Genomic DNA, 15,110 nt, shown 5'->3' with positions numbered 1-15,110 from the left:
TCATTTGCATTTTAATCAGCTATTTTTCGCCACACTTAACATTTTGGGGCATCTTGACCAGGAACGGCTCCACAATCAGCCTCTTACGAGGCTTTTTATATCGAACCGGGCAGAATATAGGAAACATGATGGCAGTCAGGACGCCACCTGCTGAGAGGAGAAAATAGAAAGCACGGGGGAGAGATGAGACTGGGTGCAAGGAGGTGCCAGAACCAGCAAGGGGATATAGGGCAAGAGGGTCTGCCCGCCCCCTGTGGCGAGATCTTGGTCTGACTCGCCACAGGGTCCCAAGTCTGGCGCCCTGGCTGCTTGCTAGTGCGAGGGGCGGGAGCTGGGTAGCTTCCCTGGGCTATGGCAAGGGGGCTATGGGTAACCAGTAGCTCATGGAAGCATCTTGCGCCTTGCCCTGATAGTTGGCGGGATAGGCTTCCAGTTCCAGACCATCCAGGCCACGATAGCCAGAGTGAGGCAACCACTGCTCGATAAACCAGCTCAAGGTTTGCGGCAACAGGGCGATGGGCCCCTGGTGGGTGACCACGCCGTAGGTCTGGCTTGGCACCTGCAATGTCTCGGCGCCCGTCAAGGTGAGGGGCATTTCCTCTGGCTGCTCACTTGGCGCAATCCCCGCCCAGTAAGGGAAACGGTGCGCCTCATCCTGATGGGCCCGCAGATCGCTCACCCCGAGCAGGGGCAAGCCGTTCAGCTGCACTCCCCCCGGCAGTGCCTGCACCCTTTGCCAGATGGCGGGTACTTGCTGCTGAAAATCGGGCTGCTCGGCAAAGAGGCCGCGGATCTCCCCCCGCACACCCAGCAAGTGGAAGGCAGACCTCGTCTCGACCCGCACTTGCAGCCACTTGCCCTCCCCCAGGCCCCGCGGCCCCAGTTGACTGATGGGCTGGCGCAGCCCGACCCGCAAGCCACGTTTGCGATAAGCCAGCGGCGAGCAGCCAAATTGCTGTTTGAAAGCGCGGCTAAAACTCACCTCTGAGTCGTAACCGTGGCGCAGAGCCAGATCCAGGATCCGCTCCCGGCCACCCAGCAAGGCGACGGCGGCGCGACTGAGCTTGAGTTCACGCACATAAGCCGCCACCGTCAGACCCGTCTCACTCTGGAACACCCGCTGCAACTGCCAGCGTGACCAGCAGCTGAGCGCGGCAAGATCGGCGACTAAAAGCGGCTCATCCAGGTGTTGATGGATATGGCTCAGCACCCTCCCTATCCGGGTAAAATGCGCCGGCTCCGTGGGAGCCTGACCGTCCAGGAGGGGGGAGCAAACGGGATCTGACATAGGGTCGGCCCTGATCAAAAGGGCAGTCAGTGTGGCATATTCCCCAAGGGCGGGTATAGGCTCATCAGCTGTTGCGCTGCGAGGCCCACCCATATCATTTGTACTGAGTGCCGCCAGCCAGCCCATGGAGAGAGGGCTTCTCTGGCAGGCCCATGAAAGGTCGCGTAAACGTCAGAAATGCAAAAAGCCCGACCTGAGTCGGGCTTTTCAATATGGCGGTGAGGGAGGGATTCGAACCCTCGATACGTTGCCGTATACACACTTTCCAGGCGTGCTCCTTCAGCCACTCGGACACCTCACCAAATTTTTTACTGCTTTGAAGTGGCTTTCGGAGCACGGGTTGCGCACTTCTATTCCGACTTCGTCGGTGGGCAGCCATTCGGACACCGCACCAAAACTTTACTCATCATTTAATGTGCTTGAGTACCACATTTGTTGGCGGTCAATGCCGCGACAACGAGGCGTAATGTAAGGGATGGGCCTGAGCGGGTCAACGCAATTTATTGTTCTTCACGGCCGTTTGCTCAAGATCTGCACCAATTGGCGAAAATCATGACAAAACGCATCCCATCACCTCACCACGCGCTATCAAGCAGGGGTAACCTCTCCCACCAAGGCCTCCTCCAGGGTGCTGTAAAACTCCAGCTTGCCTGCCACCGGCACCACTTTGGCGCGCGCCAGCGTCTTGAGGGGTTGAAACTGCAACTCGGCAATGCGCAGGTTCACCCCGGCCTTGGCCATCTGCTGCTTGAAATGGAGAAAAGCCGACAGGCCTCCCGCATCCAGGATGGAGACGGCATCCATCTGCAACACCAGCAGTCTGTGATCCTGCACCTGCTCGGTCAATTCGCCAAATACCCGATCGGCAGCGGCAAAGAAGAGCGGGCCGTTGATGCGGTAGAGCAGACCCAGTTCGGGCACCTGATGTTGATGGCGCTTGTGCTGCCCCAAGTCCTGCAACAGGGTCATTCTGGCAATCTCGCGCATAAAGAGCAGTGAGGCCAGGATCACCCCGAAGGTGATGGCAATCACCATGTCGAAAATGACGGTGAGCGACAGGCAGACCAGCAACACCAGCACATCCGAACCGGGAGCACGGCGGATGAGTTCCACCGCCTTGTGCGCCTCGCTCATGTTCCAGGCGACCATCAGGAGCAGAGCCGCCATGGCAGAAAGCGGCAGCCAGGAGAGCCAGGGAGCCAGCACCAGCACCGCGGCCAATACCACCAGAGCATGGATAACAGCCGAGATGGGTGAGGTGGCGCCGGCCCGCACGTTGGCAGCGGAGCGCGCAATGGCGGCAGTGGCCGTGATCCCCCCAAAGAAGGGAGCCACGATATTACCCAGCCCCTGCCCCACCAGCTCGGTGTTGGAGCTGTGTTTGCGTCCGGTCATGCCATCGAGCACCACGGCGCAGAGCAGGGATTCGATAGCCCCCAGCATCGCCATGGAAAATGCCGCTGGCAGCAGTTGCTGAATGGCGGCCAGATCCCAGTTCACCGGCTGGCCATCGGGCCCGGGCAGGGACCATGGCATCAGCAGAGTGGGGGCCAGAGGGGGAATGCCCGCCCCCTGACCGCCACCCGGCAACAGATAGTGGAACTGGCTGCCGATGGTGGCAACCTCGATACCTGAACCGTGCAGGGCGACACCCAACCCTGCCCCCACCAGTACGGCGGGCAGATGGCCCGGCACCGGCAGCTTGAGCCTGGGCCAGAGCAGCAGGACGGCCAGCGTGGTCACACCGATGAGGGTATCTCCCCACTGCCAGCTCGGCAGGGCATGGATCAGCGCCTCCACCTTGCCCAGATAGGTTTCCGGCATCTCGACCACCTGCAGGCCGAAGAAGTCCTTGAGCTGCAAGGTCGCAATCACGATGGCAATACCCCCGGTAAAGCCGAGTGTGACCGAGGGCGGTATGTACTCGATGAGACGGCCGAGGCGGGCCAGTCCCATGGCGACCAGGAAGAAACCCGAGATCAGGGTCGCCACCAGCAGTCCGCCGACGCCAAACTGCTGGGCAACCGGATAGAGGATCACCACAAACGCAGCGGTAGGGCCAGAGACGGAGTAGCGCGAGCCACCGGTCAGGGCGATGACGATACCGGCAATGATGGCGGTATAGAGCCCATGCTGGGGGGGCACGCCGCTGGCGATGGCCAGGGCCATGGCCAGCGGGATGGCGATGATGCCGACCGTAATACCGGCCACCAGATCGCGACCCAGGCGGGTCAGTGTATATGGCTCATCCAGGCAGGATTGGCGTAATGCCACGGCGAGCCTCACGGGAAGTGGTGCTTTTTTAGTATGCATTGATGTCGTAATACCAGAACAGAGAGACAAAGGCCGATGGAATCGGCACCCGATCATCATCAAGGGCCGGCAGGAGTGTCGACGCGGCGATGGTATCTCATGCAACCTTAACCGATAGCCCCCGCTATTTCGATGGGCAGGATCAATTAAAGGGTAACTCTTCGGCAAATAACCAAGATAGCCGCCATATTGCCGACTTTTGCCTCATTAGGCGGATTTTGGGTTGACTCAGCACCCAATGAGCCTTAGTTTCTGCGCCGATGTTTTTGGCCGGAGTCGGTGACTGCGCGACGGGATCCCATCCCCTCCCCTGTCACCCCGATAAGAAGCAGTATTGCCCCTCGACATCACCTTGCCGGGCACTCTTTTTTAGTATGCCGGCCAAGGCCGGTCCCGATAAAAGGACCCTATGCGCATGTCCGAACCGACTGCCCTGAGTCTCATCCCCCCCATCGTCGTGCTGGTACTGGCCATCTGGCTGCGCCGCCCCATTCTCTCCCTCATCATAGGGACGGTTGCGGGCCTGCTGCTGCTAAGCGCCAACCCCTTCGATGCCCTAGATACCTTCGCCGAGGTTTCGCTGCGCACCATGCAGGACGAGACCATTGGCTGGCTGATCCTGGTATGTGGCAGCTTTGGCTCCCTTATCGCCCTGCTGGTGCGTACCGGCGGCGCCATGGCTTTCGGCCAGCAGGCGCTCAAGCTGGCCAAGGGACCGAAATCCTCGCTGTTCATGACCTTCGTGCTGGGCCTGGTCATCTTCATCGATGACTACCTCAACGCCCTCACCGTGGGCGAGACCATGAAGAGAGTCACGGATCGCTTCAAGGTCTCCCGAGAAATGCTGGCCTATGTGGTGGACTCCACCGCGGCCCCGGTCTGCGTACTGGTGCCCCTCTCCACCTGGGCTGTCTTCTTCGGCGGTCTGCTGGAAAATAACGGCGTGGCGGCCACCGGCGAAGGGATCAACGTCTACTTCCAGGCTATCCCCTACATGCTCTATGCCTGGCTGGCCGTGCTGATGGTGCTGCTGGTGATCCTGGGCGTGGTGCCCGCCATAGGCCCCATGAAGCGGGCCGAACAACGTGCCCAGCATGGCAGCGTTGGCGCCATGCGGGTCAGCGATGCCGAGCTCACTCAAGACGCCGGACTCACCCCGGATAGTTATGCGATCAAGTCCATCGAGGAGGAGTTCGCCCAGGCCGATCGCGGTGGCAAGCTGCACAACTTCCTGGTCCCCATGGCCATGCTGGTGGGTTTTACCGTCTATTTCGACATCGACATCTGGAAGGGACTGCTGGTTACCTTGCTGCTGACCATTCCCTACTACCTGGCCCAGCGGCTGATGCCCCTTGCCGAGATGATGGAGCAGATGATCGACGGCTTCAAAACCATGTTGCCCGCCATCGGCACCGTGATCGCCGCCTTCGTCTTCAAGGATGTCTGTGATCAGCTGCAGCTGCCGCAATACGTGATCAACAGCCTGACCCCCTACATGACGCCGCAACTGCTGCCCGCGGTGGTATTCGTCTCCATGGCGGTGCTGGCGTTTGCCACCGGCTCCTCCTGGGGGATCTTCGCGGTCACCATCCCCATCGTCATGCCCCTGGCTCACTCGGTCGGCGCCGATATCCCGCTGGTGATAGGCGCCCTGTTGTCTGCGTCATCATTTGGGAGCCAGGCCTGCTTCTATAGCGACTCAACCGTGCTGGCGGCCCAGGGCTCAGGCTGCGATCTGGTTGGTCATGCGGTGACTCAGTTGCCCTATGCCCTGCTGACCGCTGCCATTGCATTTGTCGGCTTCATTATTATCGCCTGATTGCAGGCGGGTCAGTAACCCGCCTGCTCAGGTATTTGATAATTGAGGAGTATTCACTGGCAAGTCGCTGAATGTGCTGAAAATGTCCCATAACGGCCAAGTTTTCGGCAAACAGCATCAAAAGTAATATTTGTAGCCGAGTGCCGACTTGACACCCGGCGCCCGGCTCTTTAATATGCGCTTCGTCTCAACGAGACAGGCTATTCCTCCTTAGTTCAGTCGGTAGAACGGCGGACTGTTAATCCGTATGTCGCTGGTTCAAGTCCAGCAGGAGGAGCCAATTCCCTCGTAGTTCAGTCGGTAGAACGGCGGACTGTTAATCCGTATGTCACAGGTTCAAGTCCTGTCGAGGGAGCCACATTTCAGTCCGATTGCTCTTCGGACGACAAAAAACCCGCATCGCCTTGCGCCATGCGGTTTTTTTGTTGCCTTCCAGCTTCTCATGTCACTCTCCATGGGCCCTGCCCCGCCATCTCTTTGGTCTGCTGTCTTGGCTCAGGCAGTACTGCACTGGCCTTGTGCCAATACCCCATTCACAGCGGCGTGGCGCATTTGCGGTACTCGGTCGGGCTGACCCCCACCCGTTTCTTGAATACCCGCGAGAAATAGAGCTGATCGTCATACCCCACCTGCTGCCCGATCACCGCCACCGACATGGGGGTGGTTTGCAGCAAGAGCTTGGCCCGGATGATCCGCTGATCTTCGCGCCAGCGCACTATGCTCACCCCCACCTGCTCGCGAAAGAGATGAGCCAGCCGCGATGGCGAGAGGAAAACCTTCTCGGCCAGCGCCTCGACGGAGATCTCCGAAGAGAGCGACTCGCTCAAGATCTGGCACGCCTCGTGGACCCGGTGATCCACCGTGGGGTAGTCAGTCAGGGAGGAGGCCTCGTAGCAGCGGATGAGCAAGCGCTCCAGCAGGTTCATCGCCAGCTGTTCGGACATGGGGCGGATCTGCTTGTGAGTCTCTTCGATATCGAGAAAAAGCCGGTCAAACTCCAGGAGCAACTGGCTATCCGCCAGATTCAAGCGCCCCACGTTCTCCACTCGCCGCGGCCATTTGAGCCAATCCGCCCAATAGGCTCTGGGCCGGAAATAGACCCAGCGGTGATACCACTCCTTTGCATCCGGCGCGCGGCAGTAATGGTGTACGGCAGCTGGTGGGAAGAGCAGCAGATCGCCAGGTTCGACCGTAAACGCCTGCTCCCCCCCGAAGATCTGGCCCTTGCCCTTGATGGTCAGGTTGACGATGAACCCCTTCATGCCAAGGGGTCTGTCGATGATGAAGTCCAGCGCACTCCCCTGCTCGATGGGCGTCATGCCGGACACCAGAAACACATCGAATGCGTAACCGGGTAGCAGGGGGTTGAGCTGTTTTGGCTTGTCTTTTTGCATCGAGGACATGGCAGAAAAAAGTTTTTCGGTAAAGAAATCAGCATGGTCCATTGTAGGGATTCATCCTTCGAACACGCTATCTGCTCGCCAACAGGGTGTGAAATTATTGAACTGGCTCACAATCACGCCCCTGACCAGGGTGGTGAACCGTCGGGAACAAGGCCAGCGGAGCGCTGGCCTGGGATCACGCCGACCATGGACCTCAGACTCGCGCCTTGCGCACCTGCTTGTAGCGGTCAAACAAGACGGCCGCGAGCAGGATCAGGCCGCGCACCACGTACTGGGCAAAGGGCGAGATATTGAGCAGGTTCATCGCATTCTCCATCAAGCCCAGGATCAGCACCCCGGCGATGATGTAGGAGATCTTGCCGATGCCCCCCTTCATGGAGACCCCGCCCAGCACGCAGGCGGAGATGACCACCAGCTCGAAACCGATGGAGGTCATGGGCTGGCCGGAGGTCATGCGCGACGCCAGTATGATGCCCGCGATGGAGGCAATCAGTCCGGTCATGGTGAAGATGATGATCTTGGTGCGCACCACGTTGACCCCGGCCAGGCGCGCAGCCTCTTCATTGCCCCCCATGGCCAGGGTATTGCGGCCAAAGGTGGTCTTGTTGAGCAGCAGGCCAAACAGCACGAAGCAGATGGCCGTCAGCCAGACCGGCGTCGGCACCCCCAGCCAGGCCGAATTGCCCAGCTCGAAGAAACCCTCTTCCACTATGCCCACCGCCTTGCCGTCCGAGATGATGTAACCCACCCCGCGCGCCATCTGCATGGTGGCCAGCGTGGTGATGAGGGCGTTGATCTTGAATTTGGCCACGACTATGCCGTTGATGAGGCCAAACAACACCCCCACCGACATGCCGGCCAGGATGCCGACCGTGATGCTCTCGGTGGCGTTGATGCCGACCGCGCAGGCGACCCCGGAGCAGGCCACCACGGAGCCGACCGACATGTCGAACTCGCCGGAGGCGAGGCAGAACAGCATGCCGCAGGCCACCATGCCGGACATGGAGACGGCCAGTCCCAGGCCGCGCATGTTGATCAGGCTGGCAAAGTTGGGGATGAACAGACAGGCCAGCAGAAACAGGATGGCGAAGATCACCAGCATGCCGTATTGATCCCAGATGCGGGTCAATTGCTGCCGGGAGTGGCTTGCGGGAGAGATAGCCGCACTCTGTTGCGCAGAGGTAGTTGTAACCATGATTAAGTCCTCGTTATGTCACATCACTATCAGGCAGCACTAACGTGCCGGCATGGCCAGATTGAGCGCCTTGATTTCATCGGCGTCATCGTGGGAGAGCTCCCCGGCGATCACCCCTTCCCGCATGACCATGATCCGATCCGCAATGCCCAGCACCTCCGGCAGCTCGCTCGATACCACCACCACGGCGATACCCACCCTGGCCAGATCGTAAATCACGTTGTAAATCTCGTTTTTTGCCCCGACATCGATGCCCCGGGTCGGCTCGTCGAGCAAAATCACCTTCATCTCTTCGGAGAGCCAGCGGCCCAGAATGGCCTTCTGCTGGTTGCCACCAGAGAGGTGCATGATGGCCTGCGACGCGGACGGGGTCTTGACTCGCATATCGCGGATCCGCAGCCGCGCGTTCTCGTCTTCCCATTTCTGATTGATCCAGAAGCCCCCCCACGCCTTGTGGCGCCGGGCGCTGATGTTGATGTTCTCCTGCACCGAATGGATGGGAATGATGCCGAGCGCCTTTCTGTCTTCGGTGCAGAGCATGATGCCGCTGCGAATGGCATCGATGGGGTTGCGAATGGGCACCTGTTTGCCAAACACCGCGATCTCGCCGGAGACCATCTTGTCGGCGCCAAAGATGAGTTTCATCAGCTCGCTGCGACCGGCGCCCACCAGGCCGAAGATGCCGAGGATCTCGCCGCGCTTCACCTCAAGCGAGACTGGTGCCTTCAACCCGGGTCCCATCAGATTGTGCACCCGCAAGCCCACCTCCCCCATAGGGCGGGGACTGTAGCCATAGATATCGGTCAGCTCGCGCCCCACCATGGTCTTGACCAATAGATCGCGGCTCACCTCGGCGATGTCGTCAAAGGTGCGCACGAACTGGCCATCCTTGAAGACGGTGATGGCGTCGCACAGGGCGAAGATCTCGTCCATCCGGTGAGAGACGTACAAAATGACCTTGCCCTCGTCGCGCAGCTGACGAATGACCCGAAACAGCTGCTCTATCTCGCGGGACGAGAGGCTGCTGGTCGGCTCGTCGAAGGCGATGATGCGGGCATCCCGGGTCAGGGCCTTGGCGATTTCCACCATCTGCCACTGGCCCAGCGACAGATACTTGAGCGGCGTCTCCGGCGGTATGTCCATCCCCAGCCTGGCCAGCTGCCTGGCCGCATCCTGATAGAGTTTCTCCCGATCGATGACTCCGCGGCGGGTGGGCAGCTGACCCAGGTAGATGTTCTCGGCCAGGGTCATCTCGGGGATCAGATGCAACTCCTGATAGATGATGGCGATGCCGCTCTCCAGGGCATCGACCGTGCTGTCGAAGACGCGCGCCTGGCCATCGAGCTTGACGGTGCCCGCCGTGGGCGCCTGAAAACCGCTCAGGATCTTGAGCAGGGTGGATTTGCCCGCCCCGTTTTCGCCCATCAAGGCGTGTATGCTGCCCCGATGGCAGGAGAAGGAGACATTTTGCAGCGCCTTGACGCCAGGGAACTCCTTGCTGATGCTGCAAAACTCCAGATAAGGAACTGACTGATTCATGTGTTCACTCCAACCAACCTGCATGACGTAACGGTGCCATGCAGGTATCGATGTCACGGTTCAAACTGCGCCTATCACAAACCTTTCTTTTGCAGCTCGGCCTTGAAGTTGTCACGGGTGATCAGCACCACGTCGGTCACTTCGGTGAACTTGGCGGGCTCGACACCGTTCACTACCCAGTCATGGAGCATCTGGATGCTCTTGTAGCCATGCACATCCGGGCTTGGCAGCAAGGAACCCAGAAAGCCGGTCGCACTGGACTTGGAGAGCTCGTTCACCGCATCCACCCCATTGATGCCGATACCGATGACGTTGTCAGCCTTGAAGCCCTGCCCTTCGGTGGCACGCACGCCGCCGAGCACCGTATTGTCATTCATGCCGACGATGAGCCAGTTCTTCACCTCGGGGTGCTGCACCAGCATGGAGTTGGCGGCATCCAGGGCCCCCGGAATATCGTTGGCCTTGGTCGGAGAGCGGTAGATCTGGCCTTCGGGGAAACCGGCGGCCTTGAGCGCACTCAAGGAACCCTCGACCCGGCGACGGGCGGTATCCAGTTCGTCAGCCGTGATGGCCAGCACCCCGGTACTCTTCACATCCCACTGGCGTTTTTGCATCTCCTTGTAGAGCTCCTGACCCTGGCGCTCACCAATCTTGCTGGCGGCCATCATCACCAGCGGCACTTGTTCCATGGGCTGGCCCTTGGCGTTGACGAACTGATCGTCCACTGTGATGACCTTCAGATCCAGGCTCCTGGCCTTGGCCATGATGGCCGAGCCCAGCTTGGGATCCGGGGTACAGATGACGAAGCCCTTGGCGCCGTTGGCCGCCAGGCTGTCGATGGCATTGAGGGTCTTCTCGCCATCGGGTACCGCTATCTTGATGACGTCAAAACCGAGATCCTTGCCCGCCTTGTCGGCGAAGTTCCACTCGGTCTGGAACCAGGGCTCCTCCGGCTGCTTGACCAGGTAACCCAGCTTCAACTCCTCGGCTGAAAAAGCAGTATTTGCTATACCAAGAGCCAAACCAACCGCGACCAGACTTTTAACTATTTTGTTCATGCCTTTGTCTCCAATGTTCCATCAATCCATGCTTCAAGGAGGCGCTACGTCTTTAACCTCTCAAGGCGTAGACACATAAAAACTTGTTCAAACATGTAGTTATTGTTTTGTCCAAATGAGCGACACAAGTTGTAAACGTTTTCCCAATAAAAAATGGAGAGCAAGATCACGTCATGAAACTGTAGCTATTTTGTCTATGTTTTTAGCAAAATAGTTACATATACCTTTTTTGAGGGGCATCACCCTCTGGCATTGACAGCTTAAATATCCATATTTCTAGCAGTCAATTGCTAACCGCCCCTTCCTCTCATCTCCTATGGTTCCTCCCCAGTCCCCTCTCATTGATGGTCAGGAGCACCTATGTCTGAGCACCCTGGATCTGAACAGATCGTCATCGGCCTCGATTTTGGCAGTGACTCGGTCAGAGCCCTCGCCGTGCGTTGTCACGATGGCGCGGAACTCGCAACCCATGTCGTCTACTACCCCCGCTGGCAGGCGGGCCAATATTGCCAGCCGGTCCATAACCAGTTTCGTCATCACCCCCTCGACTACATGGAGTCCATGGAGCAGGCCGTGGTGAACGTGGTTGGCCAGCTCTCCCCTGCCCAGCGCGCCGCGGTGCGCGCCATCGGGGTGGACAGTACCGGCTCGACCCCGGCGCCCATCGACGAAACCGGTCGGGTGCTGGCCCTGCGCCCGGAATTTGCCGACAACCCCAATGCCATGTTCGTGCTGTGGAAGGATCACACCGCCATCGAAGAGGCGGAGGCCATCACGGCGCTCTGCCACGGCGGCCAGTTCCCCGACTACAGCTGCTATATCGGCGGCACCTACTCCTCCGAGTGGTTCTGGGCCAAGATCCTGCACGTTTCACGAGCTGACGCGGCGGTGCGCGCCGCCGCCTGCAACTGGGTCGAGCTGTGCGATTGGGTGCCCGCCATCCTGAGCGGCACCCAGGCCCCGGCCGACATCAAACGCGGGCGCTGCGCCGCCGGGCACAAATCCTTGTGGCACCCGAGCTGGGGCGGCCTGCCCTCTGCCGATTTCCTCAATGCCCTGGATCCCTTGCTGACCCAGGATCTCGACTCCCCACTCTTTAGCGACAGCTGGACCGCCGATCTGCCGGTCGGCACCCTGACCCCGGAGTGGGCCGAGCGTCTGCATCTGAGCTGCGAAGTAGTCATTGCAGGGGGGGCGTTTGATTGCCACATGGGCGCGGTAGGCGCCGGGGCAGGCAAGAATGCCCTGGTGAAGGTGATAGGCACCTCCACCTGCGACATCCTGATCGCCGACGAGGCCACCATAGACGAGCGCGCGATCAAAGGGATCTGCGGCCAGGTCGACGGCAGCGTGGTGCCGGGAATGGTGGGGCTGGAGGCGGGCCAATCGGCCTTTGGCGACATCTATGCCTGGTATCAGCGTCAACTGAGCTGGCCGCTGGATCAGCTTGCCACCCAGTATCCCGAGCTGCGCACCGCCATCGAGACCCAGAAACAGCAGCTGTTGCCCAGCCTGGCCGCCACCTGGGAGCAGCAGCGCGATCTGGCCCATCTGCCGGTGGTGATCGACTGGTTCAATGGCCGGCGCACCCCCTACGCCAACCAGCGCCTGCAAGGCACCATCACGGGACTCAATCTGGGGACGGATGCCCCCGACCTGTTCGGCGCGCTGGTGGCCGCCACCGCCTTTGGTGCCCGCAGCATCATGGAGTGCATGACCCGCCAGCAGGTGCCGGTGGAACAGGTGATTGCCCTTGGCGGCATTGCCCGCAAATCCGCCACCGTGATGCAGACCTGCGCCGACGTGATGAACCGCCCCATCCAGGTGGTGGGCTCGGATCAGTGCTGCGCCCTCGGCGCCGCCATCTTTGCCGCCGTCGCGGCCGGGATCCATGCCGATGTGGCGAAGGCCCAGCAGCACATGGCGAGCGCCATCGAGCGCACCCACCAGCCGGATCCGGTACGGGTCGCCGAATATGAGCGGCTCTATCAGCGCTATCTCGCCTGGGGCGCCGCCGCCGAGCCGCTCTACAACCGGGGGGCCGTCGCATGAACCTCAACACCCTCAAGGAACAAGTACTGACCGCCAACCTGGACTTGCCGCGCCACGGTTTGGTGACCTTCACCTGGGGCAACGTGAGCGGTATCGACCGGGAGCGGGGTCTGGTGGTCATCAAGCCCAGCGGCGTCAGCTACGACAAGATGTGCGTGCAAGACATGGTGGTGCTGGATCTCGCGGGCAAGCAGGTCGAGGGGACCCTGCGACCCTCCTCCGACACAGCCACCCATCTGGTGCTCTATCGCACTTACCCTGAGCTCGGCGGCGTGGTGCATACCCACTCCACCCACGCCACCGCCTGGGCCCAGGCGTGCCGCCCCATCCCGATTTTTGGCACCACCCAGGCCGACTACTTCAATGGCGAGATCCCCTGCTCGCGCCTGCTCACCTCAAGGGAGGTCGAAGAGGATTACGAGGGGCTGACCGGTCATCTCATCGTCGAGACGCTCAAGCAGACCCCTATTCTCACCATGCCGGGGGTGCTGGTGGCCAACCACGGGCCCTTCAGTTGGGGCAAGAGCGCCGAGGATGCGGTGCACAACGCCGTGGTGCTGGAAGAGGTGGCGCGCATGGCGTGGCTCACCGGCCAGATAAACCCCCAGGCTCAGCCCCTGCCCGACTACCTGCTGGAAAAACACTACCAGCGCAAACATGGCAAACACGCCTATTACGGCCAGACAAAGGTCTAAACAGAGGACACCAAGATGGAATTCATGAAACAGCTGGAAGTGTGGTTCCTGGTCGGCAGCCAGCACCTGTATGGCGCCACCACCCTGAAGCAGGTGGCCGATCACGCCCACACCATCACCAGCCAGCTCAACGAGGGGGCCGGGCTGCCCATCAAGATAGTGCTCAAGCCCACCGGCACCACCCTCGATGAAATAAGCAGCGTCGCTCGCGATGCCAACCACAGCGAGCAGTGCGTCGGGCTCATGGTGTGGATGCACACCTTCTCCCCCGCCAAGATGTGGATCCCGGCCCTCAGTCAGCTGCAAAAGCCCCTGCTGCAATTTCACACCCAGTTCAACCGCGATCTGCCCTGGAGCGAGATCGACATGGACTTCATGAACCTGAACCAGACCGCCCACGGCGGGCGCGAGTTCGGTTTCATGGGGGCCCGCCTGCGGCTGCCACGCACCATAGTGGTCGGCCACTGGCAAGATGAAGAGGCCAGGAGCAAGATCGGCAACTGGATGCGCATCGCCGCCGCCATTCACGACAGCCGCCACCTCAAGATCGCCCGCTTTGGCGACAACATGCGCAACGTGGCCGTCACCGAAGGCGACAAGATTGAAGCCCAGATCCAGTTCGGTTATCAGGTGAACTACCACCCGGTCGGCGATCTGGTCAAAGTGATCGACGCCGTGCCCGCCGCCGACATCGAGGCGCTGCTGGTCGAGTATGAACAGACCTATACCCTGAGCGAGGCGGTACAGGTGGGCGGCCCGCAGCGGGGATCCCTCTATGAAGCGGCGCGCCAGGAGCTGGGGATGAAGAAATTCCTCACCGACGGCGGCTTTGGCGCCTTCACCACCACCTTCGAGGATCTCCACGGCCTGCACCAACTGCCGGGGCTGGCCTCTCAGCGCCTGATGCAACAGGGCTTCGGCTTTGGGGCGGAGGGAGACTGGAAGACGGCGGCCCTGCTGCGCACCCTCAAGGTGATGGGGGCAGGCCTGCCGGGGGGGGCCTCCTTCATGGAGGACTACACCTACCACCTGGAGGCGGGCAACAACCTGGTACTGGGATCCCACATGCTGGAGGTGTGCCCCTCCATCGCCGCCGAGAAGCCACTGCTCGATGTCCAGCACCTGGGGATAGGCAAGAAGGCCGCACCGGCCCGCCTGCTGTTTGCAGCCCCTGCCGGCAAGGCGGTCAATGCCAGCCTCATCGATCTCGGCAATCGCTTCCGGCTGGTGGTCAATGAGTTGAACGTGGTGGACTTGCCGCAGGCCATGCCCAAGCTGCCGGTCGCCAGTGCCCTCTGGACCCCTCTGCCGAGCCTGCAGATCAGTGCCGAGGCCTGGATCCTGGCGGGCGCAGCCCACCACTCGGTGTTCACCCAGGCGGTAGATATCGAGCAACTGCGCACCTTCGCCGACATCATGGGCATCGAATGCGTGGTGATTGACGCAGCCACCCAGATCCCGGCCCTCAAACAGGCGCTGCAGTGGAACGAGGTCTACTACAAGCTCTGCCGCTAAGGCCATCCGCCCCCGCTCGCGGGGGCTTCTTTCATCCCATGGTCAGTCAACCCACGCGCGCCAGCCCCCACTCCCTTGCCCCGTTCGAACAGGCCACCGCCACCGGGCAACGGCCCTACTCCCCTGCCCGCGCAACCAGGGCAACCATTCGAGGCGAATGCGACACGCAAACCTGCTGCGCAGCATGTTGTATCACAGCCATTTGAGTCATAATCCCTCTCCCTGTCTTAGCC

10 protein-coding genes and 3 tRNA genes are annotated in these 15,110 nt (G+C 60.6%); 6 read left to right on the top strand and 7 right to left on the bottom strand.

Annotated elements, in window-relative coordinates; genetic code table 11:
• Positions 1-349: 349 nt before the first annotated feature.
• From ACSMDR_RS18460 to dauA, 3 genes are all read right to left on the bottom strand, one after another.
• Positions 350-1,288, bottom strand: coding sequence for a helix-turn-helix domain-containing protein (locus tag ACSMDR_RS18460; RefSeq protein WP_436469193.1), 939 nt, complete (start codon positions 1,286-1,288; stop codon positions 350-352).
• Positions 1,289-1,501: 213 nt separating this feature from the next.
• Positions 1,502-1,589: transfer RNA gene (locus tag ACSMDR_RS18455), tRNA-Ser, on the bottom strand.
• A gap of 287 nt (positions 1,590-1,876) precedes the next feature.
• Positions 1,877-3,601, bottom strand: a complete 1,725-nt coding sequence (gene dauA / locus ACSMDR_RS18450; RefSeq protein WP_436469192.1) for a C4-dicarboxylic acid transporter DauA — start codon at positions 3,599-3,601, stop codon at positions 1,877-1,879.
• Between the two features lie 415 nt (positions 3,602-4,016).
• Between dauA and ACSMDR_RS18445 the strand changes: the two genes are divergently transcribed.
• The 3 genes from ACSMDR_RS18445 to ACSMDR_RS18435 all read left to right on the top strand — a co-directional run bounded on the left by ACSMDR_RS18445 (position 4,017) and on the right by ACSMDR_RS18435 (position 5,778).
• Positions 4,017-5,420, top strand: coding sequence for a Na+/H+ antiporter NhaC family protein (locus ACSMDR_RS18445; RefSeq protein WP_436469191.1), 1,404 nt, complete (start codon positions 4,017-4,019; stop codon positions 5,418-5,420).
• 204 nt (positions 5,421-5,624) lie between these two features.
• Positions 5,625-5,700 (top strand) — tRNA-Asn (locus ACSMDR_RS18440).
• Between the two features lie 2 nt (positions 5,701-5,702).
• Positions 5,703-5,778, top strand: a tRNA-Asn gene (locus ACSMDR_RS18435).
• Between the two features lie 175 nt (positions 5,779-5,953).
• Here the strand turns inward: ACSMDR_RS18435 and araC are convergent.
• The 4 genes from araC to ACSMDR_RS18415 form a co-directional block, all read right to left on the bottom strand.
• A complete protein-coding gene (gene araC, locus ACSMDR_RS18430) occupies positions 5,954-6,865 on the bottom strand; it encodes an arabinose operon transcriptional regulator AraC (protein ID WP_005901886.1) in 912 nt (303 codons plus the stop codon).
• 151 nt (positions 6,866-7,016) lie between these two features.
• Entirely contained in the window at positions 7,017-8,018 is a 1,002-nt protein-coding gene (gene araH / locus ACSMDR_RS18425) for an L-arabinose ABC transporter permease AraH (RefSeq protein ID WP_040319157.1), read from the bottom strand.
• A 39-nt stretch (positions 8,019-8,057) separates the two neighbouring features.
• Positions 8,058-9,557 (bottom strand): L-arabinose ABC transporter ATP-binding protein AraG, encoded by a 1,500-nt coding sequence (araG, locus tag ACSMDR_RS18420; RefSeq protein ID WP_005901890.1) that lies wholly within the window; start codon positions 9,555-9,557, stop codon positions 8,058-8,060.
• Between the two features lie 74 nt (positions 9,558-9,631).
• A complete protein-coding gene (locus tag ACSMDR_RS18415; RefSeq protein ID WP_436469190.1) occupies positions 9,632-10,615 on the bottom strand; it encodes an arabinose ABC transporter substrate-binding protein in 984 nt (327 codons plus the stop codon).
• Between the two features lie 360 nt (positions 10,616-10,975).
• Here ACSMDR_RS18415 and ACSMDR_RS18410 point away from each other — a divergent pair, with 360 nt between their 5' ends.
• The 3 genes from ACSMDR_RS18410 to araA are packed head-to-tail and all read left to right on the top strand — an operon-like array spanning position 10,976 to position 14,877.
• Positions 10,976-12,667, top strand: coding sequence for a ribulokinase (locus tag ACSMDR_RS18410; RefSeq protein WP_436469189.1), 1,692 nt, complete (start codon positions 10,976-10,978; stop codon positions 12,665-12,667).
• Positions 12,664-13,362 (top strand): L-ribulose-5-phosphate 4-epimerase, encoded by a 699-nt coding sequence (locus tag ACSMDR_RS18405; protein ID WP_436469188.1) that lies wholly within the window; start codon positions 12,664-12,666, stop codon positions 13,360-13,362. Before ACSMDR_RS18410 ends, ACSMDR_RS18405 begins: the two co-directional genes overlap by 4 nt.
• 15 nt (positions 13,363-13,377) lie before the next feature.
• Positions 13,378-14,877 carry an L-arabinose isomerase gene (araA, locus tag ACSMDR_RS18400; protein WP_436469187.1) on the top strand — a complete coding sequence of 500 codons (1,500 nt, stop codon included), beginning with the start codon at positions 13,378-13,380 and terminating at the stop codon, positions 14,875-14,877.
• The last annotated feature ends 233 nt before the right edge of the window (positions 14,878-15,110 follow it).

Origin of the sequence: Aeromonas molluscorum (assembly GCF_051376105.1) — a bacterium.
In the GTDB taxonomy this organism is placed as follows: domain Bacteria; phylum Pseudomonadota; class Gammaproteobacteria; order Enterobacterales; family Aeromonadaceae; genus Aeromonas; species Aeromonas molluscorum.
This window is presented reverse-complemented; position numbering and strand designations above follow the sequence as displayed.